Source organism: Halochromatium sp. NSM3 (assembly GCF_059621085.1).
Genome location: NZ_JCAQIA010000004.1, coordinates 118,880 through 143,039, shown reverse-complemented (window position 1 = coordinate 143,039; position 24,160 = coordinate 118,880). Strand labels below are relative to the sequence as shown.

The window sequence follows — 24,160 nt, the reverse complement described above, 5'->3', positions numbered from 1 at the left end:
GTTATGTCGCCAGTATCATTGTCCACTTCATTGTCAACTTTTGGACCTTCTCGATACCCGTCAACGGTTGATGGCCTCGCACAAAAGCCGGCCTCTTCCGATAAGGAGGCAGGCCGCGCGCCATTCACCGCCGATGACGACGCAGTGGATGCAAAACAAGGCTCCAACCTGACCAAGGCAGCGACGCCGTCAGCGATCACGCGCCTCCGCGCAGCCGATGCAAAGCATCGCCGCCGGATCGAGTTCCAGCCGGCGCGGATTGATCAGCTCGCCGCAATCCTGACACTCGCCATAGCTGCCATCGTCACAGCGACGCAGTGCCGCCTCGATACGCCGCAGCGACTGCTCGGCGCGCTGGCGCGAGTCCTGCGCCATCGCCTGCTGCTGCATCGCGTCCATCCGCGACAGCCGGCCGACGCTGGTCTGGTCCAGCACCACCGTTGCCGTCGCGGCATTGCGTTCTTCCGCCAGCCCTAACAAGTCGGCACGCAGCTGCAACAGCTTGGCGCGGAAATGCTCGATATCGGGCTCGGGACTTTCAGACATGGGTTGTTATCCTCGGATCGTCGACGGTCGCCACGGGTGCCCTGTGCTCCGCACCACCAAACCCCTTAGCATACGGGATCAAGCCTGCGCCGCCGCCAGGCATCGAGCCTGCAGCGCCGTCAGCGCGACGCAGGCCCGCCATGAATTCACTCGGCTCATCAGGCAAAAGGATGACAGCGCGCAAGCACCACGCCGACATGGATCATGCCGAGAAGAACTCGACGCGCGAGTCGGTCTTTGACAGGCAAGGCATGGCTTGCCCAATATGCCGCACCGCGCACCCCGAGCCTTTCCTGCAGGTCGACGGGCGCGACTACTGGCGCTGCCCGCGCTGCTCGGCGCGCTTCCTCGATCCGCGTCAGCACCCCTCGCCAGACGAAGAGCTGAGCCACTACTGCCAGCATCGCAACGACCCCGCCGACGCCGGCTACCGACGCTTCCTGAGTCGACTCGCCGAGCCGCTGCTCGAACGCTTGGCGCCAAACTCACAAGGGCTCGATTACGGCTGCGGCCCAGGTCCAGCACTCGCCGACATGCTGCGCGAAAGCGGGCACCGAGTCGCGCTCTATGACCCCTTCTTCCAACCCGACCCCGCGCCCCTGCAAGAAAGCTACGACTTCATCACCTGCACCGAAACCGCCGAGCACTTCCATCGCCCCGCCGAAGAGTTCGATCGGCTCGGCGTACTGCTGCGCCCTGGCGGCTGGCTGGCGCTGATGACCTGCTTCCAGAACGACGACAGCCGCTTCGCCCACTGGCACTATCGACGCGATCCGACCCATGTCGTCTTCTACCGCGAGGACACGCTGCGCTACCTCGCCGCCGAACGCGGCTTCAGCTGCATCATTCCGGCCAAGGATGTCGCGCTGATGCGTCGCCCGTTATCGACTCAACCGCGCTCGCGGACAGCCATTTCGGGCTTTTCGGAGTAGACTCAACAGTGATATTCAAGCCAAGGTCACGCGCCTGCCGAGGCTGAGAAGCGCACAGCACCCAGGCGTCAGGACTGCTCCGTCTTTTCCAGAGGGCTCCCATCAGCCAGCCGTACACCTGAGAGGTTCGCACGATCCACATGCAGAAAACACCCCTTGCTCCAGCCACCGGAGTCGCTGCTCAAACAAGGCCCAGTGGCGACAGCTCAGCACCGCTCATCGAGTGGAACGACAGCTACAGCGTCAATGTCGCGGAGATCGACCGGCAGCATCGCCAACTGATTGCGCTCTACAACAAGCTGCACGGGGCGATGTCACGCGGCAAAGGCAATGATGTCCTGGATCTGATCTTCGATGAACTCGTCGAGTACACGGAAACGCACTTTAAGGACGAGGAAAGCCATTTTCATGCGATCAACTACCCCGACACGCAAAGCCACATCATGGAGCATCATGCCTTCGTCAACAGGCTCGCCGAGCTGCAGGATAAGCGTCACACGGGCAAGGCATTCTTGACCGTTGAGACGCTCGCCTTCATCCGCAACTGGCTCAACCGGCACATCAAAGGCACTGATAAGCAATATACGCAGAGCTTCAACGCGAACGGGATTTTTTAAATTCAGCAGCCGCCGCTTAAACGGCGTGCCCATTTCACGGATCGATCAGGCACAAAAAAGCCGCTCGCAAGCGGCTTTTTTGATTGGGTTTTTCTGGTGGCTACGGCTAGATTCGAACTAGCGACATCGGCATTATGAGTGCCGCGCTCTAACCAACTGAGCTACGTAGCCAGAAAGGCCGAACAGAATAGCCCGACAGAAGCGGCAGGTCAAGTCACTGCTGACAGCCACGGGCTAGACGTTGAAGCGGAAGTGGACCACATCGCCGTCCTTGACGATGTAGTCCTTGCCTTCGCTGCGCAGCTTGCCGGCCTCTTTAGCGCCCTGCTCGCCTTTGCAGGCGACGAAGTCCTCATAGGCGATGACCTCGGCGCGGATGAAGCCGCGCTCGAAATCGCTGTGGATCACGCCAGCGGCCTGCGGTGCGGTGGCGCGGGCCGGGATGGTCCAGGCACGCGCCTCCTTGGGGCCGGCGGTGAAGTAAGTCTCGAGCCCGAGCAGCCGGTAGCCAGCGCGCACCACCCGATTCAGGCCCGGTTCTTCCAGCCCAAGATCGGCCATGAACTCGGCGCGCTCGGCCTCCTCGAGTTCGACGATATCGGCCTCAATGGCAGCGCAGACCGGCACCACCACGGCCCCCTCGCCCGCCGCATGCGCGCCGATACGCTCGAGCAGCGGATTGTCCTCGAAGCCGTCCTCGGCGACGTTGGCGATGTACATGGTCGGCTTGGCGGTGAGCAGGAATAGCTCGCGCAATTCGGTACGCTCATCGGCGCCGAGATCCATCGCCCGCACCGGCAACCCCTGATCGAGATGCGCGCTGACCCGCTCCAGCAGGGCCTTGCGCGCGAGTTGGGTCTTGTCGCCGGTCTTGGACTGCTTGATCGCCTTCTCCAGCGCCTTGCCGACCGTCTCCATGTCGGCCAGCGCCAGCTCGGTGTCGATGACCTCGATGTCGCCAATCGGATCGACCCGACCGGCGACATGCACCACATCGTCGTTCTCGAAACAACGCACCACATGGGCGATGGCATCGGTCTCGCGGATGTTGGCGAGGAACTTGTTGCCGAGCCCTTCACCCTTGGAGGCGCCAGCCACCAGCCCGGCGATGTCGACGAACTGCATGGTGGTCGGGATCACATTGGCCGGCTTGACGATGCCGGCGATCACATTGAGGCGCTCATCCGGCAATGGCACCATCCCGACATTCGGATCGATGGTGCAGAATGGATAATTCTCGGCCGCGATGCCCGATTTGGTGAGCGCGTTGAACAAGGTGGACTTGCCGACGTTGGGCAGCCCGACGATGCCGCATTTGAAGCCCATGTTGGTGCCCTGCTGACAAAAGCCCGCGATAGTAGCCGAAGCCGGCCGGCGCGGCCAGCGCCTTGGCTCGACGCGTCAGCGCGCGCGCCCGCTCAACAACCGCTATCGCCGCCACGATCATAGAGATCGTCGAAGCGCACGATGTCATCCTCGCCCAGATAGCTGCCGGATTGCACTTCGATGATCTCGAGCGGGATGGTGCCCGGATTCTCGAGCCGATGGGTAGTGCCGACCGGAATATAGGTCGACTGGTTCTCGGTCAGCAGGAAGGTCTTGTCGTCGTTAGTCACCTTGGCGGTGCCTGAGACCACCACCCAGTGTTCGGCGCGGTGATGATGCATCTGCTTCGAGAGCGCCTCGCCGGGCTTCACCGTCAAGCGCTTGACCTGATAACGATCACCTAGGGTGATCGACTCGAACGCGCCCCAGGGGCGATGCACGCGTTGATGATGACGATGCTCGTTGCGCTGCGCCTCGCTGAGGAACTTGGTCACCGCCTTGACATCCTGCGCGCGCTCACGATTGGCCACCAGCACCGCATCCGGCGTCTCGACCACGATCAGGTTATCGACGCCAACCGCAGCCAACAGCCGGCTCTGCGCGATGAGCAAGTTGTTGCGTGATTCGTGCACGAAGGCATCGCCATCGAGCACGTTGCCATCACCATCCTGCTCGCGCACCTCCCAGAGTGCGGACCAGGCGCCGACATCGGACCAACCGGCCTCGAGCGGCAAGACAATCGCTGGATGCTCGGACGCAGCCTCGGCCTGCGAGAGCCGCTCCATCACCGCGTAATCGATCGAATCACTGGGGCAGGCCTTGAACAGGGTGGCATCCAGCCGGCGGAACTCGCCATCACCGCGCACCGCGTCCATCGCCGCCGCGCAGGCCTCGGCGATCTCGGGGCGGAAGCGTCGAATCAGCGTCAGCCAAACCGAGGCGCGCAGCATGAAGATACCGCTGTTCCAGAGATACTCGCCGCTGGCCAGATAGCGCTCGGCGGTGGCGCGCTCGGGCTTCTCGACGAAGGCGTGCAGGCGATAGGCGGCGCCGTTGAGATCGGCATTATCCAGCGCCTCGCCCTGCTGGATATAGCCGTAGCCGGTCTCGGGTTTGGCTGGCACGATGCCGAAGGTGATGACGGCGCCTTGCTCTGCCAACACCGCCCCATCGGCAACGGCCTGGCGAAACGCCTCGCCATCGGCGATGGCATGATCGGCGGGCGCCACCAGCAGGATCGGGTCATCGTCATCGGCGGCGACCGCACTCAGGGCGGCCAACGTGAGCGCGGGCGCGGTATTGCGGCCGAAGGGTTCGAGCAGGATTGCCGCCGGCGTGCGCCCGATCAGCCGCATCTGCTCGGCCACCAGGAATCGATGCGCCTCGTTGCAGACCACGATCGGATCGCGCGGCAAGACCCCTAAGCGCGGATGCTCCTCGACCAGGCCATCGAGGCGCAGCGCCGTGTCTTGCAGCAGGGTGTTGGCGCCGGTCAGCGGCAGGAACTGTTTTGGGTAGGCCTCGCGCGAGAGCGGCCAGAGCCGGGTGCCGGAGCCTCCAGACAGGATCACGGGCTGCAGGTGCATGGCGTTTCCTCAATGGCGATCAATGGAGCGAGCGCGTCACCCGCACCGCTATCAGCGGCGAGAGTATCTCTCCAGACGACTCCCGTCGACCTTAGCAGACGAGCAGGCGGTCTTCACTCTGCCAAGCAGATCGCCATCACCGCCCTCGCAACCTCGCGCCGCGATCATGATGGCTCTAGAATCCGCCGTCATGATTTTGCCTCGGCCGCTTGTCCTGTACGCCGCCGAAGACGGGCGAAAGACGAGCAGGGCCGCGATCAGTCCCGCATAAGTCCCACAGCAACCCCCAATTCGGTAGACGTCCTTATGAATATCCTCATCATCGGCGCCGGCGGCCGCGAGCACGCCCTGGCCTGGAAAATCGCCCAATCGCCACAGGCCGATCAGGTCTTCGTCGCCCCCGGCAATGGCGGCACCCTCGTCGAAACCGGGGTCGAGAACGTCGATCTGGACCCGACCGACGCCGAGGCGCTGATCGATTTCGCCCGCGACCAGCAGATCGATCTCTGCATCATCGGCCCGGAGGCACCGCTGGTCGCTGGCGTCAGCGATGCGCTGGTCGCCGCTGGCCTGCGTTGCTGCGGTCCCTCGCGGCAGGCCGCCCGGCTCGAAGGCTCGAAGGACTTCGCCAAGGCCTTCATGCAGCGCCACGGCATCCCGACCGCCGCCTATCGGACCTTCGAGGAGCGCGAGCAGGCGCTGGCCTATCTGGACCAGGTCGGCGCGCCGGTGGTGGTGAAGGCCGATGGCCTGGCCGCCGGCAAGGGCGTGGTGGTCGCCGAGACGCTCGCTGAAGCGCGCGCCGCAGTCGAGGCGATGCTCGGTCAGGGTCGCTTCGGCGAGGCAGGCGCCCGGGTGGTGATCGAGGACAAGCTGCTCGGCGAGGAGGTCAGTTTCATCGTGCTGGTGAGTGGCGAGCAGGTGCTGCCGCTGGCCACCTCGCAGGACCACAAGGCGCGCGATGAGGGCGATCGCGGCCCGAACACCGGCGGCATGGGCGCCTACTCGCCCGCGCCCATCGTGACGCCTGCATTGGAACAGCGGATCATGCGCGAGGTGATCGAGCCCACGGTGGCCGGACTCCGCGCCGAGGGCCTGCCCTACGTCGGCTTTCTCTACGCGGGGCTGATGATCGATGCGGACGGGACACCACGCGTGCTCGAGTACAACTGTCGTCTCGGCGATCCCGAGACCCAGCCGATCCTGATGCGCCTAGAGAGCGACCTGCTCGAGCTGTGCCTGGCCGCGACCGATGGGCGGCTGACCGAGGTTGAAGCCCGCTGGCGCGATCAGGCCGCGCTCGGAGTGGTGATGGCTGCCGGTGGTTATCCCGGCGACTATGCCAAAGGTCATCCGATCAGCGGCCTCGATGCCGCTCGCGACAGCGACAGCAAGGCGGAGACTAGCGCTGCGAATATTGGCATGAGTACGGGCACGGATACAGGCACAGGCACAGGTACACGCACGGACACGGGCGAGCAAGAGGCCAAGGTCTTCCATGCCGGCACCAAACGAGATGGCGAGCAGACGCTCACCAACGGCGGCCGCGTGCTCTGTGTCACCGCGCTCGGCGCCGATATCGGCGAGGCCGCCGCCAATGCCTACGCACGCGCCGAGCAGATTCAGTTTGCGGACGCCTTCTACCGGCGCGATATCGGTCATCGCGCGCTCAAGCGCGGAACGAGCCGTTGAGTGATCAGCCTCGCCAGCGGCTGTAGCTCGGGATAGAGCGATCCAAGCTCGCGCAGATAGCCGAGGGTACGAGGAAGGTCCGCCAAATAGCCGCGCTTGCCATCGCGCACGGCCAAGCGGGCGAAGATGCCGGCGGCTTTGAGATGGCGCTGCGCCCCCATCAGGTCGAACCAGCGCAGGAGCTGGGGTCCATCGGTTTCCCCCAGCAGCCCAGCCGCCCGCGCCTGCTTGGCGTAGTCATCGAGCCAGCCCAGCACGCGCTCGCGCGGCCAGGCGATATAACAGTCCTTCAACAACGAGGCGAGATCGTAGGTGAGCGGCCCCGACACCGCATCCTGCAGGTCGAGGATGCCTGGATTGGCGACCTCGGTCAGCATCAGGTTGCGACTGTGGAAGTCGCGATGCACGGCGACGCGCGGTTGCTCCAGCGCGTTCTCGATGAGCTGAGCGAACAGGTCCTCGAGATCCCGAACCTCGCGCTCGGACAGCTCGATCCGCAGCAGCCGCGCGAGCAGCCACTGACGGAACAGGTTGAGTTCGCGGCGCAGGAAGGCCGCGTCGTAGACCGGTAGCCCATCGGTCGGCAGCCCGAGCTGGAGCTTGATCAGCGCGATGATCGCGTCGCCATAGAGGGCGTCGGCCCGAGCTGGAACCTGAGCCGAAGCCTGAAAGGGTATCAGCGCGTTCAGATAAGTCTGTCCGCCCAGATCGGAGACGACCAGGAACCCACGTGCAAGATCCTCGGCCAGCATCTCGGGCGCGTTCAGCCCAGCGTTGCGAAACGCGCGCGCTAGCCGTACAAAGCGAGCGCTATCCTCGTGCTCGGGCGGCGCGTCGACCGCAATCAACGTGCGTTCCTGATAGGCAAAGCGCCAATAGCGACGAAAGCTCGCATCGGCCGACGCCGGCAACAGCGGCCCGACGCCCTCGCCGAGTTCCTGTGCCAGCCAATGCTCTAAGAGAGCCTGTCGTTCGTCCGCCACACTGCCTCCTCACTGATCAAACGCTATTGGCCCAATGTAGCTGCCCATTTTCTACTTCCCGATGATGGTCGGACGGTGGCGTTCAAGTCGGGAAGTCGTTGATGGACGTCTTCACTGCAGGACGCTGCTGGGCTCAACGTAGGCGTTGGCTGCCAATGGCACCAGAGGCGCCTGAGTTTGCCGCGCTGCGGCGGATGTGCGACCTTACACTGATTTTGCCGCCTGTGGCGCAAGACAGGCGCCCCGCATCTTTCCTAGCCCATTTTTTTGCTCACTACTCGCCGCGACTGTAATCACCCATCGAACGCATGACCGCTCTGGAACGCAGACGAATCCTCGCGGGGGCCGCCACCCTCTTGCTCTGGGCGCACAATCAGTCCCTCGCCCAGACGCTAGCTCAAGAGCGGCTTGAGGAGAGCACACCGGCGCCAGTGACAGCGCCAGTGACAGCTCCAGCCTCGCAACTACGCTCCGCATTGCTTGAGCAGCCTGCGGCGACAGCGGAGGCCACCGCTTCGGCTTCGGCTTCGGCTTCGGCTTCCGCTCGCGATGACGGGCACGACATCGGCGAAGGACAAGACATCAGCAGCAGCGATGTCACCGCGCCGCCGCCAACGAGCAGCTCGCCGGCCACGGCGAGCGAGCGCGAAGCGCGTCTGCATAATGGGCGGGACTGGACCTTCTGCGGGCCGCGGCCAGCTCGGCTCGGCTCGGCTCCCATGGCGCCACCACTGGCTCCAGAGACCCCGATCGACATCGAGACCGGGGCTGTCACCTACCAACAAGACACCGACATCCTAACGCTCAGTGACGGCGTCGATGTGCGCCGCGAGCAAGAGCGGGTGACGGCTGACAGCCTCACTTACGATCGCAACACCGGCAACATCGCGACCGACGGCGAAACGCTGATGGAGCGTCCGGGCCTGCGGATGATCGGCGACGACGCCCTGCTCAACCTCGAGACCCAACAGGGCCGGATGCAAAACGTCCGCTATCGGTTTTCCAACAGCGCCAATCTGCGGGGTACGGCCGATCTCGCCGAAGTGCTGAATCCGTCCCAGACGCGCTACCAGGGCTTGGTTTACTCAACCTGTCCGCCGGGCAGCAATGCCTGGTCCATCAAGGCCTCGACACTCAAGCTCGATCAGGAGAAGGGCATCGGCGTGGCGCGTGACGCACGGCTGCACATCAAAGGGGTTCCAGTGCTGTATACCCCCTATCTGCGCTTTCCAATCGACGATCGGCGCAAGAGCGGCTTGTTGATCCCAACCATCGGCACCTCGGACGAGAGTGGCTTCGAGCTGGTGGTGCCCTACTACTGGAACATCGCACCGAATCTGGACGCGACGATTTCGCCGCACTTCCTCAGCGAGCGCGGCCTGCTCATGGGTACCGAGCTGCGCTACCTCACGCGCCACGATGAGGGTCGCATCGAGGCCGAAATCATCCCGGATGATGCCAAGTACGAGGGCAACGGCGCGCGCTGGGCACTGAACCTCGAGGAGACCGGCACCTGGTTCGATCGCGTCCATACGCAGGTGGAGTTCAGCGCGGTCTCCGATGAGCGCTATCTCGAGGATTTCGGCAATGGGCTCGATATCACCAGCACCCGGCGGCTGTTGCAGCGGGGAACGGCCACCTATCTCGGCCAGGGCTGGACGCTGCGAACCGCGCTGGAAGGCTATCAGACGGTCGACCCCGAGATTACCCCAGAACAACGGCCCTATGGTCGGCTGCCCCAGGTGCTGTTCAATCTGAATCCCGTCACGCTCGACAATGGACTCGTCGCCCGCGTCAATGCCGAGTACGACTACTTCGATCACAACCACATCGTCTACGGCCAGCGCCTCGCGCTGCAACCGAGCCTGAGCCTGCCGCTGCGGCGCAGCTATGGACACCTGATCCCCACGCTCTCGCTCAACCTCAGCGGCTATGACCTGGCCAACACCGCCAAGGGGCAACCGACCTCGCCGAGCCATACGATTCCAACCCTCGAGGTCGACGGCAAGCTGGTGTTCGAGCGCGATGCCAACTGGTTCGGCACGCAGGCGCTCCAGACCCTGGAGCCACGGTTGTACTATCTGTACACCCCCTATGAAGATCAGTCGGCGACACCGGTCTTCGACAGCTCAGAACTGACCTTCAATTTTGCCAATCTCTTCCGCGCCAATCGGTTCACCGGCCGCGACCGGATCGGTGATGCCAATCAGCTCACCACCGCCCTCAGCTCGCGTTTCCTGAACGCCCGCACTGGGGAGGAAATGCTGCGCTTGAGCGTGGGCCGCATCCTCTACTTCGCCAATCGCCGCGTGCAAATCGACCGACCGACGGAGGTCGACGCCGAGTCGCCGATCGCCGGTGAACTCGCGGCGCAATTATTCGAGCATTGGCACGGGCGTGCGAGCGTCGAGTGGGACCCGGCGCAAGACAGCGATCAATGGGGCCGGCGCACACTTCAGCTCCGCTACCGAGAGCCGGAGACCAAACGCCTGCTCAACCTGGCCTATCGGTATGATCGTGGCACCAGCATCGATAACCGCTTCGAGGCCACCGATCTCTCCTTTCAGATGCCGGTTTCGCGCGAAGTCAACGTTGTCGGGCGCTGGCTCTACTCGCTCGAGACCGATGAAACCAGCGACGCCTTTGCCGGTCTCGAGTTTGGGCAATGCTGCTGGAAGGTCCGCGTCCTCGGGCGCCATTCCAAGCACCGCGCCGACAGCGCCGCGAGCACGTCGGTCATGCTACAAGTGGAGCTTGCCGGCCTCGGCGCCTTTGGCAACTCCGTCGATCGTTTCTTACAACGAGAGGTCTATGGCTATCAAGTCGACTAAAGCCCTGCTGCTCTGGGCTGCCTGCATGGTGTTTGGTAACGCCGAGGCGCAGGTGCAATCCCTGGATGCCATCGTCGCCGTGGTCAACGATGACGTGATCGTACAGAGCGAACTCAACACGCAAATCGATCTGCTCATCCCGGAACTGCAAGCGCGCGGCGCGCCCATCCCCGATCCCGACACGCTTGAGGAGCAGATTCTCGAGCAGTTGATCCTCGAGCGCCTGCAGATGCAGCGCGCGCAAACCATCGGCATCGAGGTCGACGAGGCCACGCTGAGCGAAGCCCTGACCAGCATCGCCGCACGCAACGGCTTGGATCTGATGCAACTGCGCGCGGCGCTCGAAGCCAATGGCGTCTCGTTCGATGACTTTCGTGAGGATACGCGGCGCCAGATCATCACCTCGCGCCTGCAACAGGAAGAGATCGTCAAAGGCATCAACGTCAGTGACCAGGAGGTCGAGCGCTTCGTCGAAACCGAACGCGACAGCCTGATCACACGCAACGAGGTGCGACTGCGCCATCTCCTCATCGCCTTACCCGAAGACCCCAGCCAGGCGCAGGTCGAGCAGGCGCGCGACAAGGCCAGGGGACTGGTCAAGCGCTTGCGCCAGGGCGAGGACTTCGCGCGCCTCGCGCGGGCCAACTCCGATGGTGGCCGCGCCCAGGAAGGCGGCGATCTGGGTTGGTTCCCGCTCGATGAGGTGCCAAGCCTCGCCGCACGCCCGGCCCAGACCCTGGGGCGTGGAGAACTGACCGACCCGATTCGCAGCCCGAGCGGTTTTCACATCATTCAGGTCAGCGACATCAAGGGCGACACGCCCAAACCAGTGACCCAAACCAAGGCACGGCACATCCTGATCCGCACCAGCGAGGTGGTTTCGGATCAGGATGCGAAACGGCGTCTGGAGCAGTTACGCATGCGCATCGTCGGCGGCGATGACTTCGCGACCCTGGCGCGTTCGCATTCCGATGACACCGGCTCGGCGTTGAACGGCGGTGATCTCGGCTGGGTCAGCCCGGGGGATACCGTGCCCGCGTTCGAGCGCGAGATGGATGACTTGGCTCCGGGTGAGATCAGTCAACCCTTTGAAAGCCCCTTCGGCTGGCACATCCTGCAGGTCAACGAGCGGCGCGATCAGGACACCGCCGATGAACTCTTGCGGCTGCGGGCCAAGGACGCGCTGCGCCTGCGCAAGGCCGAGGAGGCCAAGGAGCAGTGGCTGCAGCGTCTGCGCGACGAGGCCTATCTCGATATTCGACTGGATGAACTCGATGACTGAGATCCCGCGCTTGGCACTGACCCCCGGCGAGCCTGCGGGCATCGGCCCGGATCTCTGCATCGCCGCCGCCCAGCAGCCCCGCGCGGTCGAACTGGTCGCTGTCTGCGATCCCGACCTACTCGCCTCTCGGGCCGCAACGCTCGGACTACCGCTGACCCTGGAATCCTTTGATCCCGAGCAGCCAGCACGTCTATCAGAGCCCGGCAGGCTGTTGGTCGATGCCGCAGCGACCCTCGCCGCGCCGGTCGTTCCCGGCCTGCTCGACAGCGCGAATGCCACCTATGTCCTCGACACCCTGCGCGCGGGCTGCGCGGGGTGTCTCAGCGGGCGCTGGGACGCGCTGGTCACCGGGCCGGTGCACAAGGGCATCATCAACGAGGCGGGCTTGACCTTCAGCGGCCATACCGAATTCCTCGCCCAGCGGTGCGCCATGGGCGCCGAGCCCGCGCCAATCCCGGTGATGCTGCTCGCGGCCCCCGGCCTGCGCGTTGCGCTGGCCACCACGCATCTGCCGCTCGCGGCAGTGCCCGAGGCGATCACCGCGCCCCGGCTCGAGCACATCATCCGCGTCTTGGTCACCAGCCTGCGCGACGCCTTTGGCATCCCACGGCCCCGCATCTTGGTCTGCGGGCTCAATCCCCATGCCGGCGAAGGCGGCCATTTGGGCGGCGAGGAGCAGCAGGTGCTGATCCCGCTGATCGCGCGGCTGCGGGCCGAAGGGCTAGACCTGCAAGGACCATTCCCCGCAGATACCGCCTTCGTGCCCCATCAGCTAAAGCAGGCCGACGCGGTGCTGGCGATGTATCACGATCAGGGGCTGCCGGTGCTCAAGCATCTGGGCTTCGGTCGGGCGGTGAATGTGACCCTGGGCCTGCCGATCATCCGTACCTCGGTCGATCACGGCACCGCGCTCGACCTCGCCGGCAGTGGTCGCGCCGATGGTGGCAGCCTGAATGCGGCTATTTCACTGGCCTCGGAGATGGTGCAAGCACGCGCCTAGAGCGCGCGCATGAGGCCTGCGCGCTAGGAAGCTGTAACGCTGCGTTTGGCGCCCCAAAAAGCCATTCAAGGACGCAACTTAGGCACCGCGATTCGGATCTCGGAATCGCCTCTAAGGTCGATCGCCTAACTAGGCGCTGGGCTTGATGCTGGGTCTGATGCGGGGCTTGCATCGGCAGCAGGCGCCATCGCGGCTTGCTGCTCGGCAATGCTCGCCTGCACCTGCAGGGCGACGTCCAACGCGCGCAGTCCGGTTTGGCCATCGACCAGTGGCCGTTCGCGCTTGCGCACACAATGGACAAAGGCCTCAAGTTCCCGATCAAGCGGCTGCACCGGCTCCACCAGCACACGCGAGCGCTGGATCTCGGGACGTTGACCCGCGTCACGCTGTTGCGGCACCGCGCTATCCAGGGTTTGGCCGATGAAGTCAAGCGAGAGATAACCTTGCGGCTGAAACACCCGAATACGCCGCGTCTTCTTGTCCGAGACCCGACTGGCCACCGTGTTCGCGACCGTGCCGTTGCTGAACTGCAGCCGCGCGCTGGCGATATCGATACGCGGCGTCAACACCGGCGTGCCCACGGCCCGCACCTCGACCAGCTCGGCATCGACCAGGGCGAGGATGATGTCGATGTCATGGATCATCAGGTCCGCAACCACGTCGACATCGGTCGCGCGCTCGACAAAGCCGCCCATGCGTTGCGCCTCGATATAGCGCGGGGCATTGATGCGGGCCGCCAGCGCCATGACCCCGGCATTGAAGCGCTCTAGGTGGCCGACCTGTAAGATCGCGCCCTGGCGCTCGGCGGCGCTGACGATCTCGGCTCCCTCGCGCGCATCCACCGCAAGCGGCTTCTCGAGCAGGACATGGATGCCGTGTTCGAGATAGGCGCAAGCCACCGCGCGATGCGCCGTGGTCGGCACCGCGATGCTGACCGCATCGACCTGACCGATGAGGGCCAAGGGGTCATCCCAAGCCGCGCAATGGGCTTCCTGGGCGACACTGGCGGCACGCTCGCCAGAGGTGTCGCAGACTCCGACGAGTTCGACGCCCGCAAGGCGCGAGTAGATCAGGGCATGGAAGCGTCCGAGGTAACCGACGCCGACGACCCCAACCTTGAGCGGATTAGGGGGGGAACCAGGGATGCTCACATGGACGCCCGATCAGCCATCAATGATCGGCGGCATGGGCACACGCTCGGCCATCGGCTGTGCCCGGTCCAGATGGTAGAGATTGATCTGGTAGCCGAGCGTCAGGGTCATACCAACCGCCAACGCGACCACGAGAACCTTGAAGAGATCGGGTTGTCGGCCACGGCGCTTCAGTGACATGGGTTCTGTGGGCTCGCTCTGGCGTTGAATCAATGATACCGGTTGATCGGACCTCGTTGGGAGAGGGGCTGAACCGCTGAAGCCCAACGCACTCTTATTATCCACAGCTGGCATCCGTATGTCTGCGGATGAGATCACATTTGCCGGTCAGATCACCGTCACGGAGCCAGCGGGGAAACGCGACTGCGCGCCCGCCCAGCGCACGTCGCCCAGCGCGCCAAGGCAACGTCCACCCACCCCGACAGCGGCCCTCGCGCCGGTAATCGCCCCATGCAGACAGGCATTTCGAGCTGGTCCATTCGCCATCCGATCGGTGTAGTCATGATGACGCTCGCGGTGATGGTACTGGGGGCCTTCGCGCTTGAGCGACTGAATGTCGATCTCTTGCCGCAGATCATCTATCCGGATGTGCGCGTGCGCGTGCTCGACCCCGGCGTGCCGGCCACGATCATGGAAGACGAGATCACCCGCCAGCTCGAGGAGCAGCTCGCGATCACCGAAGGCGTGGTTGCCATCCAGTCGCGCACCAGCGAAGGCCGCTCGGCCATCGACCTCTCGTTTCGCTATGGCGATGACGTCGATCAAGCCCTGCGCGATGCCAGCGCCCGACTCGACCGCGCCAAACGCTTTCTGCCGGACAGCATCGATCCGCCGATCATCTTCAAGCGCGATCCGTTCCAGCTTCCGGTCGCCGAGTACGTCATCGGCTCGACACTGCGCGACCCGATCGAGCTGCGCGACCTGATCGATTACGACCTCGGTCGGCAGCTGCTCACCCTGCCCGGTGTCGCCGCAGCCGAGGTCGGCGGCGGGCTGGAGCGCGAGGTGCGGATCATCGCCGACCAGTATCGGCTGGCCGGGCTCGGGCTCGATGTCCTTGATCTCCAATCACGGCTTAGCGCTGCCAATCGCGACGTGCCCGCCGGTCGCCTACTGATGCGCGATGGCGAGATCAGCGCGCGTACCGGCGGACGTTTCCAGTCGGCCGAACAGATCGCCACGCTACCGCTCGGCGATGCGGCGATGGGCGGGGCCGAACAATTGCGGCTTGGCGAGGTCGCCCAGGTGCTCGATGGCGGTGCCGAAGAGCGCTTGCGCATCCGCCTCAACGACACCCCTGGCATCAAGCTCTCGATCCAGAAACAGCCACTCAGCAACACCGTGGCCGTGGTCGATGCGGTGGATGCCGAACTCGCCCGACTCGAGACCGAGGGCTTGGTGCCCGACGACATCCAGATCGCCAAGGTCGACGATCAGGCCCGCTATATCCGCCAATCGCTGAGCAATGCGATCCAGGCCGCCATCGTCGGCGCGCTGCTGGCGATGCTCGTCGTCTACCTTTTCCTCGGCAGCTGGCGGCGTACCCTGATCATCGGTAGCGCGATCCCGATCGCGATCCTGGTCACCTTCATCCTGATGGCAGCGTTTGGGCTTACCTTCAACATCATGACGCTCGGCGGACTCGCGCTCGGGATCGGCATGCTGGTCGATAGCACCATCGTGATGCTCGAGAATATCCATCGCCACCAGCGCTGCGGCGAGCCCACACTGGAAGCCGCCAGCAAGGCCGCGCGCGAGGTCACTGGCGCGATCATCGCGGCGACCTCGACTAACCTGGCTGCGGTGCTGCCATTCCTGTTCATCGGGGGGCTCATCGGTCTGCTATTCCGTGAACTCATCTTCACCATCTCGGCGGCCATCGTCGCCTCCTTGGTGGTCGCGCTGACCCTGGTGCCGGCACTCGCGAAGCAGGTCTCGGCCGGGCGTGAAGGCGCCTTTCGACGTGGCATCGATCGCGCCATGACGGCCCTGGAAAACAGTTATCGCTGGCTGCTCAAACGCTTGCTGACGCGGCCTTGGTGGGTGCTACCCTGCTTCATCGCCGCGCTCGCGCTGACGGCATCGAGTCTGTTCTCGGCCAAGCCCGCCTTCCTGCCGACGCTCGACGAAGGCGACGTGCGCATTAGCCTCAGCGCCGATAACGGCATCAACCTCGAGCAAATGGATGCGCTGACCCGTCAGGTCGAGGCCATCGTCGCGGCGCGGCCCGAGACACGCTCGTTATTTACCACCGTCGGTGGCTTCGTCTTCGGTCGTTCGACCTTCGAGAACAGCCATCGCGCCAGCATCCAGGTGCGGCTCGCGCCCCTGAGCGAACGCGATCTTAGCAGCAGTGAGTGGATCGACCACGTCAAGGCCGAGATCAAGGCGGCGACGATTCCGGGCTTGGAGGTCTATCTGTACACGCGCGGCATTCGTGGCATCCGCTTCAACCGTGGCGACGATGATCTCAGCCTGCGACTCAAAGGCCCCGAACTCGAGACCCTGATCGCGCTGGCCGATGACATCCTCGCGCGCCTCGAAGGGATCAAGGGACTGAGCAACCTACAGCATTCCAATCAGGAGCCGACGCGCGAGTTCTCGATCGAAATCGATCGCCAACGCGCGGCCAGCAATGGCCTCGATGTGCAGGACATCGGCCGTGTGCTGCGCTTTGCGCTCGAGGGCCAGGTCATCACTCAACTGATCGAAGGCGACCGCAGCATTGATGTGCGCCTGCGCCTCGACCGCGAGGATATCGCCACCCCCGGCGATCTCGAATCGATCATCCTGTTCAGCCGCGAGCCCGGGAGCGGCATAGGCGCCCGTATAGGCACCAGTCCGGGAGCCAGTACGCGTCCGCAGGACGACGATCAGCGCACCGCAGACGCGACCAAACGCCCGATCCGCCTCGGCGACCTCGCCGAGATCCGCATCCTGCCGCAACCCGAGACCATCCTGCGCGATCGCCAGCAGCGCATCGTCGAGATCAGCGCCTCGATCGGCGGCGATCTGACCTTGGCCGAGGCCATCGAGCAGGCGCTGGCGGCAGCGGCCGAGGTCCCGCTGCCACGCGGCTACAGTCTCTACGAGGCCGGCAGCCTCGAGACCCTGCAGCAGGGCCAGGATATCGGCCGGCTCCTGCTCGGTCTGGCGGTGTTTCTGGTGCTGGTGGTGATGGCCGTTCAGTACGAGTCGCTGCGCAATCCGCTGATCATCATGCTCTCGGTGCCGTTCGCGCTGATCGGGGTCGCACTCGGCTTGAGCGGGACCGGAACCAACCTGTCGATGCCGGTCTGGCTCGGGATGATCATGCTCGCTGGCATCGTCGTGAACAATGCCATCGTGCTGGTCGAGTTCATCGAGCTGCGTCGACGTGCCGGCGACGCGCGCGATCAAGCGATCATCGAAGCGGCGCGGCTGCGCCTGCGCCCGATCCTGATGACCACGCTGACCACCGTCTTCGGCATGCTGCCCTTGGCGCTCGGCCTCGGCGAGGGCTCGGAGATGCTCAGCCCACTGGCCATCACCATCGTTGCCGGCCTCAGCTTCTCGACCCTGGTCTCGCTGCTGTTGGTGCCCAGTCTTTACCGGCTGCTGAGTGCACGTAACCGCCTCAGCGAGGAGGAGACGCGCTCGCCCCGGGTCAGCCCATCGAGGCCATGAGGTTGCGCGGGGCTTGTGCACATCGCCAGTTGCACGCTCAGACTGCTTTGGCACACTCTTTACAGATTGATAACTGGTCCATCACTGGCCCCATGAACCCCGTGTTTGCGTCCACAGACAACACCCAGACATTAGAAATATCCCTCTCTTCATCCGGCAGCGGACGCCGATTGACGGACCCTGTTACCGATGCCTACTCGCCTTGACGCTCTCCGCAACGCCGACACCCAGCATGCGATCGAAATCGCCGACCGCGTCTGGTGGGTCGGCCATGTGATCCCGGATGACCCTTTCCAGTGCCATGTCTACCTGCTTGAGCAGGGCGAGCAATCGGTCCTGTTCGACCCTGGCTCGCGCCTCACCTTTGCCCATACCTTGCGCAAGATCGAGGAAGTGATGCCACTGAGCGCGATCCGCTGGTTCGTCTGCCATCACCAGGACCCGGACATCGCCGCCGCCCTGCCGATGATCGACCGGCTGAACACGCGCCGCGACGCGGCCGTGGTCACGCATTGGCGTGCCAAGGCGCTGCTCAAACACTATGGGCTCGCACTGCCGTTCTGGCTCGTCGACGAGCACGAGTGGCGACTCGAACTCGAGGACCGCACGCTCGAATTCATCTTCACGCCCTATGCCCACTTCCCGGGCGCCTTCTGCAGTTTCGACCGCGCCACCGGCGTGCTCTTCTCCAGCGACCTGTTCGGCGGCTTCACCGAACAGCCGCAGTTGATCGCGCGCGATGAATCGTACTTCGATGCGGTGCGCCCGTTCCATGAGCACTACATGCCGAGCAGCGATATCCTCGATTACGCCCTCAACCAGATCGAGCAGTATCCGGTGGAGATGATCGCCGCCCAGCACGGCTCGATCATTCCGCAACATCTGGTCGGCTTCATCATCGATAAACTGCGCCATCTCGACTGCGGCCTCTATCTGCTCGGCCAGGGCGACACCGATATCCAGCGCCTCTCGCTGCTCAATCGCACGCTCCGCGATATCACCGAGACCATGCTGCTCTACCGCGATTTTCGCGACATCGCCACGCGCTTGCTGGAGGTCGTCCAACGCAGCCTGCCCGTGAACCACATCGACTACTACGCCGCCTTGCCAGATGAACAGATCCTGTCGCTCAAGGCCAAGGCGCGCTTCGTCGGTATCGTCGACCCATCCGTGCCCAATGCCTGCCGTTTCGTGGGCCAAGACCTCAGCGACTGGTATCGCGCGCACGCCGAGGAGCCGGCACTCGCCGATCACGAGCTGTATCCGGAGGGGTTCTGCCTGCAACCCGAGGGCGATGAGGGGGCTTCGATCGCGGTGCCGCTGACGGCAAACCAGAGCGAGCAGATCGAGGCGATCGCGATCCTGATCTTCGACAAACGCCCGCTGATCACCTCCAGCACGGCGCAACTGATCGCGCAGATGATCGAGCCGCTGAAGATCGCGCTCGAGCGCGAGGTCATCTACCGCTCGATCGATTTCGAGCGCGAGCGTGCCTATCAGCGCTCGATCCGCGATCCGCTCACCAAGCTTTTCACGCGCTTCTACATGCAAGACGTGATGAGCCGCCACCTCGCGCTACAGGAGCGCGATATGGCGCCACCTGTCGCCGCGCTGCTGATCGATCTCGATCATTTCAAGCAGATCAACGATACCCATGGACACGGCGCCGGTGATCGCGTGCTCCAGCAGGTCGCCGAGCTGATCCAGGCGCAATGCCGCAGCGTCGATGTGCCAGTGCGCTTCGGCGGTGAGGAGTTCTTGGTGCTAGTGATCGGACAGCGGATCGAGGGTGCGATCGAGTTGGCCGAACGCCTGAATGCGGTGATCGCGGCGCATGCGTTCGATATTGATCGCAGCGAGCCACTGCGGGTCACGGCCAGCCTTGGCATTGCCCAGCGCGCGCCGGTGGAAGAGATCAACAGCCTGATCCACCGCGCCGACATGGCGCTTTATGAGGCCAAGCGCACTGGCCGTAACCGCTTTCAGGTTTCCGAATCCGAGGGCGACCCGCCCCCGTCCTAGACTAGGGGCTATTCGGGCGCTACTCGGAGGCCGGGGCGCTATTGAGCCGGGCAGGCGGCCGGGCTCGCAGGCCCATCGCATCGCGGAGGTAATGCGGAAAATCCGGATTCAACCAGCCCTCTTCCGCGAGCTTGTCGGCGGCGGGGCGTAACCTGACCGTATAGTCCAGCAGCGCGACCTGTTCCGCTTGCGTGAGATCCTGGACCTCCTCCGTCATCTTCGAGTCGGCGTTCTTCCGCTCACCGCTGCGAATGGCATCGAACTGGCGCATCAGATACGCGAAATGTTGCCCGGCGATCATGGGAATATGCTCAGCCTCGTCGCCCTCGCCGGCCGCCCCGTGGCAGTCCGTGCAATGCTTGATGTAGAGCGCCTCGCCCGCCGCTAAATCGGTGCCTGGCCCGAGCCCGTTCTCGGTCGTCATCGGTAATTGCGAGACATAGGCCGCGACATCGGCAATCTCCTGTGGCCCACCCAGGATGCCCGGCACCGAGAAGGGATACATCAGCGGATTCTCGCGATTGCCGGCGCGAAAATCGGCAAGCTGCTTGATGATCACCGTGCGCAACTGGCCGGCGATCTGCGGGTAGCTGCCGTCAACACTGCCCCAGCCTTCGGGCAGATGGCAGACGGCACAGGTCAGGTAGACCTCACGACCGCGCTTGGCATCGGGCGTCAGCGTCAGAACCTCCTCATATTCGCGCTGAGCGATCTCGGCTGGGTCACCACTCGGGGTGTCCGCCAGCAGCGGCAGCGCCAGCGCACACCCCATTAGGGTCGCGCTAGCGATCAGCATTGTTCGACGCATGATCTCTCCTCCTCTGACGCCTTCGAGGCTTGTCGTTTCATCATTCCACGGGTTGGCTCGAGGTGGGCCGATTGCACCCTTGCCAGGGCGCGCGATCATCGCCCCCGCGTCTCATCCGAGCGCGCCGCGTGAGGCGAGTATAGCCACTTAACCTGATCACCGGACAGCGTCGACGGCAAAACCGAGGAGCCATGGCACCTCAAGCCTAGCCCCCTTCACAAAGACCCTTTTTTAAGCGCGGAAATCCAGCCTGATCGGGGTTGAGGCGCCACGAAAGTTATACACAGCAAAAGCCCTCAACAACGCCCTCGAGCAACCGCAACGCCCATGTTATCCACAGATTATCCACTACGGATTCGCGGCATCCACGCCGGCAAAAACACAAGATATAGTGGTTGACACTCAATCTGATGAGTATATATTGAGGACCTTCTCGTTCAGCTCGATTGCCGGATCAGTGCCCCGTAGCCACTGCCGGCGATCTTTGGCCGCCCGCCTTCACCAGGCCGTCATTGCCGAGCCCGGGCCGACCCGGCTCAGGCCCAACCGCTCATCCGCTAAGCCTCAAGCCGCTAACACACCGCCCCGAGGAGTGACCTATGGCCGCCGCCCCCGAAAAGCCCGCCGACACACCGCAACCGCTGCAGCAGCCCAATGGGCCCAATGTCCAGCCGGAGGCGCGGAACAGGGCGGCGGCAAGGGTGGCGGACCCAAGCGGCGACGTCGCGAGCCATCAACCAGGCCAAGTCCAGGTCATCCGCCGCAACGGCAAGGCCACCCATTTCGATCCCAGCAAGATCAAGGTCGCGATGACCAAGGCCTTCCTCGCCGTCGAGGGCAGCGGCGCGGCCGCCTCGAACCGCATCCATCACCTCGTCGACGACCTCAGCGAGCAGGTCGTCTCGGCGCTGACTCGTCGCCTGCCCGGCGGCGGCACCGTGCACATCGAAGACATCCAGGATCAGGTCGAACTCGCGCTGATGCGCGCCGGCGAGCACAAGGTCGCGCGCGACTATGTGATCTACCGTGACGCGCGCGCCCGTGAACGGGCCGAAAAAGCAGCCACCAGCAAGACGACAGCCGCCGCCGAGACGGGCATCAACGTCACCCTGGCCGATGGCGGTACCCAACCCTTGGACGTCGAGCGCCTACGCCGACTCGCGCGCGAGGCCGCCTCGGGGCTCGAGGGGGTCGACGACGAAGCAATCGTCCGCGACACCCTGCGCAACCTGTTCGATGGGGTCAAGGAGAGCGATGTCGGCCAGGCGCTGGTGATGTCGGCGCGGGCGATGATCGAGCGCGAACCAGCCTACAGCCAGGCTGCGGCGCGGCTGCTGCTCGATGTGATGCGGCGCGAGGCACTCGGCGAACTCGACATGGCGGTCGGGGTCGAGACCCAGGCCGATCTCGCCGAGCGCTATGCCGATTATTTTAGCGCCTACATCAAGACCGCCGGCGATCTGGAGCTGCTCGACAAACAGCTCAGCCGCTTCGATCTGGCCCGGCTTGGCGCCGCGCTCAAGCCCGAGCGCGATCTGCAGTTCACCTATCTCGGCCTGCAGACCTTGTATGATCGCTACTTCATCCATACCGCCGAAGGGCCGCGCATCGAGCTGCCGCAGGCGTTCTTCATGCGCGTGGCCATGGGGCTGGCGATCAACGAGATCGACCGCGAGGAGCGTGCGATCGAGTTCTACGAGCTGCTGTCGAGCTTCGATTTCATGAGCAGCACGCCGACCCTGTTCAACTCTGGCACCCTGCGCCCGCAGCTCAGCTCCTGCTATCTGACCACGGTGCCGGACGACCTCGATGGCATCTATGGCGCGATCAAGGACAATGCGCTGCTGAGCAAATTCGCCGGCGGTCTGGGTAACGACTGGTCGCGCGTGCGCGGCATGGGTGCTCATATCAAGGGCACCAATGGCAAGAGTCAGGGTGTGGTGCCTTTCCTCAAGGTCGCCAACGATACGGCGGTGGCAGTTAACCAAGGCGGCAAGCGGCGAGGCGCGGTCTGCGCCTACCTCGAGACCTGGCACATCGATATCGAAGAATTCGTCGAGCTGCGCAAGAACACCGGCGATGACCGCCGCCGCACGCACGATATGAACACCGCCAACTGGGTGCCGGATCTGTTCATGAAGCGCGTCGCCGAGGATCAGCAGTGGACCCTGTTTTCGCCTGATGAAACGCCTGACCTGCACGACCTGACCGGTCAAGCCTTCGAGGAGGCCTATCTCGGCTATGAGGCTCGCGCTGAGCGTGGCGAGCTGAAGGTGACCAAGCGCATCAAGGCGGTCGATCTCTGGCGCAAGATGCTGGCGATGCTGTTCGAGACCGGCCATCCCTGGATCACCTTCAAGGACCCCTGTAACCTGCGCTATACCAACCAGCATGTCGGGCAGGTGCATAGCAGTAACCTGTGCACTGAAATCACCTTGCATACCAACGATCGGGAGATCGCGGTCTGCAACCTGGGCTCGGTGAACCTGGCCGCGCATGTGACCGAACGTGGACTCGACACCGCCAAGCTGCGCAAGACCGTGCGCACCGCGATGCGCATGCTCGATAACGTGATCGACTACAACTTCTACAACGTCCCGCAGGCGCGCAATGCCAATCTGCGCCACCGGCCGGTCGGACTCGGGCTGATGGGTTTCCAGGATGCCCTCTACGAGCTGCGCATCCCCTACGCGAGCCAGGACGCGGTACGCTTCGCCGATCACAGCATGGAGGCGCTGAGCTACTACGCGATCGAGGCGAGCAGCGAGCTGGCCGCCGAGCGCGGGCGCTATCAGAGCTTCAACGGCAGCCTCTGGAGCCAGGGCATCCTGCCGATCGACAGCGTCCAGCGCCTGGCCGAGAGCCGCAGCGGCTACCTGGAGATGGACACCAGCAGCACGCTGGACTGGAACGACCTGCGCGAGCGGGTGCAGACCGTCGGCATGCGCAACAGCAACTGCCTGGCGATCGCCCCCACCGCAACCATCAGCAACATCGTCGGCGTCAGCCAATCGATCGAGCCGACCTATCAGAACCTGTTCGTCAAATCGAACCTCTCGGGCGAGTTCACCGTCGTCAATCCTTACTTGGTGCGCGATCTCAAAGCGCTCGGACTCTGGGACAGCGTTATGGTCAGCGACCTGAAGTACTACGACGGCAGCCTGCAGCAGATCGACCGTATCCCCGATGAGCTGAAGGAGCTCTACGCGACCGCCTTCGAGGTCGACCCACGCTGGCTGGTCGAGGCCGGCAGCCGACGGCAGAAATGGCTGGACCAAGCGCAGAGCCTGAACCTCTACATGAGTGAACCAAGCGGCAAAAAGCTCGATAACCTCTACAAGCTGGCCTGGGTGCGCGGCCTGAAGACCACCTATTACCTGCGCTCGATGGGCGCGACGCACGTCGAAAAATCGACCATGGCGGATTCCAGCAGAGCGAATCGGCTCTCGGCGGTCGGCGGCACCTATCAATCGCCGGGGAAGACGAAGTCAAACGGTAGCGGCAAGCCTGTCTACGCGGAGCCTAAGGCATGCTCGATCGATGATCCGGAATGCGAGAGCTGTCAGTAATGAACGTTGCGGCGTCCAGGATGGATGCAGCAGCTGGTGCAGGCAAAGGTTCCCACCGGAAACTCGTCCATCCAAAGTATCCGGGGGCGTCGCGTACTCCCGGCGCCAAAGGTCCGCCCTATGAGCGAGGTTGCGTAAAGTTAACCGTT

Annotated in this window: 16 protein-coding genes and 1 tRNA gene; 9 read left to right on the top strand and 8 right to left on the bottom strand. The window is 64.0% G+C overall.

Features of this window, described 5'->3' with window-relative positions; all coding sequences use genetic code 11:
- Window positions 1–189: 189 nt before the first annotated feature.
- Complete coding sequence (locus AC54T3_RS03240) at window positions 190–546, bottom strand: TraR/DksA family transcriptional regulator (RefSeq protein ID WP_496622278.1); 357 nt, start codon at window positions 544–546, stop codon at window positions 190–192.
- A gap of 170 nt (window positions 547–716) precedes the next feature.
- Between AC54T3_RS03240 and AC54T3_RS03235 the strand changes: the two genes are divergently transcribed.
- The gene (locus tag AC54T3_RS03235; RefSeq protein ID WP_496622276.1) at window positions 717–1,478 is read left to right on the top strand and encodes a class I SAM-dependent methyltransferase; all 762 of its coding nucleotides are present in this window, start codon (window positions 717–719) and stop codon (window positions 1,476–1,478) included.
- A gap of 140 nt (window positions 1,479–1,618) precedes the next feature.
- Window positions 1,619–2,095, top strand: coding sequence for a bacteriohemerythrin (locus AC54T3_RS03230; protein ID WP_496622275.1), 477 nt, complete (start codon window positions 1,619–1,621; stop codon window positions 2,093–2,095).
- Window positions 2,096–2,189: 94 nt separating this feature from the next.
- On the opposite strand, the gene AC54T3_RS03225 is transcribed toward AC54T3_RS03230, so the two are convergent.
- From AC54T3_RS03225 to AC54T3_RS03215, 3 genes are all read right to left on the bottom strand, one after another.
- A tRNA-Met gene (locus AC54T3_RS03225) sits at window positions 2,190–2,266 on the bottom strand.
- A 63-nt stretch (window positions 2,267–2,329) separates the two neighbouring features.
- Window positions 2,330–3,421 (bottom strand): redox-regulated ATPase YchF, encoded by a 1,092-nt coding sequence (ychF, locus tag AC54T3_RS03220; RefSeq protein WP_496622273.1) that lies wholly within the window; start codon window positions 3,419–3,421, stop codon window positions 2,330–2,332.
- 92 nt (window positions 3,422–3,513) lie between these two features.
- Entirely contained in the window at window positions 3,514–5,007 is a 1,494-nt protein-coding gene (locus AC54T3_RS03215) for a mannose-1-phosphate guanylyltransferase/mannose-6-phosphate isomerase (protein ID WP_496622271.1), read from the bottom strand.
- Between the two features lie 306 nt (window positions 5,008–5,313).
- Between AC54T3_RS03215 and purD the strand changes: the two genes are divergently transcribed.
- Window positions 5,314–6,699 carry a phosphoribosylamine--glycine ligase gene (purD, locus tag AC54T3_RS03210; RefSeq protein ID WP_496622270.1) on the top strand — a complete coding sequence of 462 codons (1,386 nt, stop codon included), beginning with the start codon at window positions 5,314–5,316 and terminating at the stop codon, window positions 6,697–6,699.
- Here the strand turns inward: purD and AC54T3_RS03205 are convergent.
- Window positions 6,666–7,682, bottom strand: a complete 1,017-nt coding sequence (locus tag AC54T3_RS03205) for an aminoglycoside phosphotransferase family protein (RefSeq protein ID WP_496622269.1) — start codon at window positions 7,680–7,682, stop codon at window positions 6,666–6,668. The two genes, purD and AC54T3_RS03205, sit on opposite strands and share 34 nt — an antisense overlap.
- 308 nt (window positions 7,683–7,990) lie before the next feature.
- Between AC54T3_RS03205 and AC54T3_RS03200 the strand changes: the two genes are divergently transcribed.
- The 3 genes from AC54T3_RS03200 to pdxA are packed head-to-tail and all read left to right on the top strand — an operon-like array spanning window position 7,991 to window position 12,795.
- Window positions 7,991–10,513 (top strand): LPS-assembly protein LptD, encoded by a 2,523-nt coding sequence (locus AC54T3_RS03200; protein ID WP_496622268.1) that lies wholly within the window; start codon window positions 7,991–7,993, stop codon window positions 10,511–10,513.
- A complete protein-coding gene (locus AC54T3_RS03195) occupies window positions 10,494–11,795 on the top strand; it encodes a peptidylprolyl isomerase (protein WP_496622266.1) in 1,302 nt (433 codons plus the stop codon). The genes AC54T3_RS03200 and AC54T3_RS03195 overlap by 20 nt, the downstream gene beginning before the upstream one ends.
- The gene (gene pdxA / locus AC54T3_RS03190) at window positions 11,788–12,795 is read left to right on the top strand and encodes a 4-hydroxythreonine-4-phosphate dehydrogenase PdxA (protein ID WP_496622264.1); all 1,008 of its coding nucleotides are present in this window, start codon (window positions 11,788–11,790) and stop codon (window positions 12,793–12,795) included. The genes AC54T3_RS03195 and pdxA overlap by 8 nt, the downstream gene beginning before the upstream one ends.
- A gap of 125 nt (window positions 12,796–12,920) precedes the next feature.
- Here pdxA and AC54T3_RS03185 read toward each other — a convergent pair whose 3' ends face one another.
- Window positions 12,921–13,940 (bottom strand): Gfo/Idh/MocA family oxidoreductase, encoded by a 1,020-nt coding sequence (locus tag AC54T3_RS03185; protein WP_496622285.1) that lies wholly within the window; start codon window positions 13,938–13,940, stop codon window positions 12,921–12,923.
- Between the two features lie 18 nt (window positions 13,941–13,958).
- Window positions 13,959–14,126: a hypothetical protein gene (locus tag AC54T3_RS03180; RefSeq protein ID WP_496622262.1), complete on the bottom strand. Its 168-nt coding sequence runs from the start codon at window positions 14,124–14,126 to the stop codon at window positions 13,959–13,961.
- A 270-nt stretch (window positions 14,127–14,396) separates the two neighbouring features.
- On the opposite strand from AC54T3_RS03180, the gene AC54T3_RS03175 reads away from it, so the two are divergent.
- Together AC54T3_RS03175 and AC54T3_RS03170 are read left to right on the top strand one after the other, a co-directional pair.
- Window positions 14,397–17,612: an efflux RND transporter permease subunit gene (locus AC54T3_RS03175; protein ID WP_496622261.1), complete on the top strand. Its 3,216-nt coding sequence runs from the start codon at window positions 14,397–14,399 to the stop codon at window positions 17,610–17,612.
- A 189-nt stretch (window positions 17,613–17,801) separates the two neighbouring features.
- Window positions 17,802–19,634, top strand: coding sequence for an oxygen-binding di-iron domain-containing protein (locus AC54T3_RS03170; protein ID WP_496622260.1), 1,833 nt, complete (start codon window positions 17,802–17,804; stop codon window positions 19,632–19,634).
- Window positions 19,635–19,653: 19 nt separating this feature from the next.
- On the opposite strand, the gene AC54T3_RS03165 is transcribed toward AC54T3_RS03170, so the two are convergent.
- A complete protein-coding gene (locus AC54T3_RS03165) occupies window positions 19,654–20,442 on the bottom strand; it encodes a c-type cytochrome (protein WP_496622259.1) in 789 nt (262 codons plus the stop codon).
- A 599-nt stretch (window positions 20,443–21,041) separates the two neighbouring features.
- Here AC54T3_RS03165 and AC54T3_RS03160 point away from each other — a divergent pair.
- Entirely contained in the window at window positions 21,042–24,011 is a 2,970-nt protein-coding gene (locus AC54T3_RS03160; protein ID WP_496622257.1) for a ribonucleoside-diphosphate reductase subunit alpha, read from the top strand.
- The last annotated feature ends 149 nt before the right edge of the window (window positions 24,012–24,160 follow it).

What these genes read in the sequence shown, in the direction of transcription:
- AC54T3_RS03240 (WP_496622278.1), bottom strand. Translation starts at nt 546, where the DNA reads ATGTCTGAAAGTCCCGAGCCCGATATCGAGCATTTCCGCGCCAAGCTG.
- AC54T3_RS03235 (WP_496622276.1), top strand. Translation starts at nt 717, where the DNA reads ATGACAGCGCGCAAGCACCACGCCGACATGGATCATGCCGAGAAGAAC.
- AC54T3_RS03230 (WP_496622275.1), top strand. Translation starts at nt 1,619, where the DNA reads ATGCAGAAAACACCCCTTGCTCCAGCCACCGGAGTCGCTGCTCAAACA.
- ychF (WP_496622273.1), bottom strand. Translation starts at nt 3,421, where the DNA reads ATGGGCTTCAAATGCGGCATCGTCGGGCTGCCCAACGTCGGCAAGTCC.
- AC54T3_RS03215 (WP_496622271.1), bottom strand. Translation starts at nt 5,007, where the DNA reads ATGCACCTGCAGCCCGTGATCCTGTCTGGAGGCTCCGGCACCCGGCTC.
- purD (WP_496622270.1), top strand. Translation starts at nt 5,314, where the DNA reads ATGAATATCCTCATCATCGGCGCCGGCGGCCGCGAGCACGCCCTGGCC.
- AC54T3_RS03200 (WP_496622268.1), top strand. Translation starts at nt 7,991, where the DNA reads ATGACCGCTCTGGAACGCAGACGAATCCTCGCGGGGGCCGCCACCCTC.
- AC54T3_RS03195 (WP_496622266.1), top strand. Translation starts at nt 10,494, where the DNA reads ATGGCTATCAAGTCGACTAAAGCCCTGCTGCTCTGGGCTGCCTGCATG.
- pdxA (WP_496622264.1), top strand. Translation starts at nt 11,788, where the DNA reads ATGACTGAGATCCCGCGCTTGGCACTGACCCCCGGCGAGCCTGCGGGC.
- AC54T3_RS03180 (WP_496622262.1), bottom strand. Translation starts at nt 14,126, where the DNA reads ATGTCACTGAAGCGCCGTGGCCGACAACCCGATCTCTTCAAGGTTCTC.
- AC54T3_RS03175 (WP_496622261.1), top strand. Translation starts at nt 14,397, where the DNA reads ATGCAGACAGGCATTTCGAGCTGGTCCATTCGCCATCCGATCGGTGTA.
- AC54T3_RS03170 (WP_496622260.1), top strand. Translation starts at nt 17,802, where the DNA reads ATGCCTACTCGCCTTGACGCTCTCCGCAACGCCGACACCCAGCATGCG.
- AC54T3_RS03165 (WP_496622259.1), bottom strand. Translation starts at nt 20,442, where the DNA reads ATGCGTCGAACAATGCTGATCGCTAGCGCGACCCTAATGGGGTGTGCG.
- AC54T3_RS03160 (WP_496622257.1), top strand. Translation starts at nt 21,042, where the DNA reads ATGGCCGCCGCCCCCGAAAAGCCCGCCGACACACCGCAACCGCTGCAG.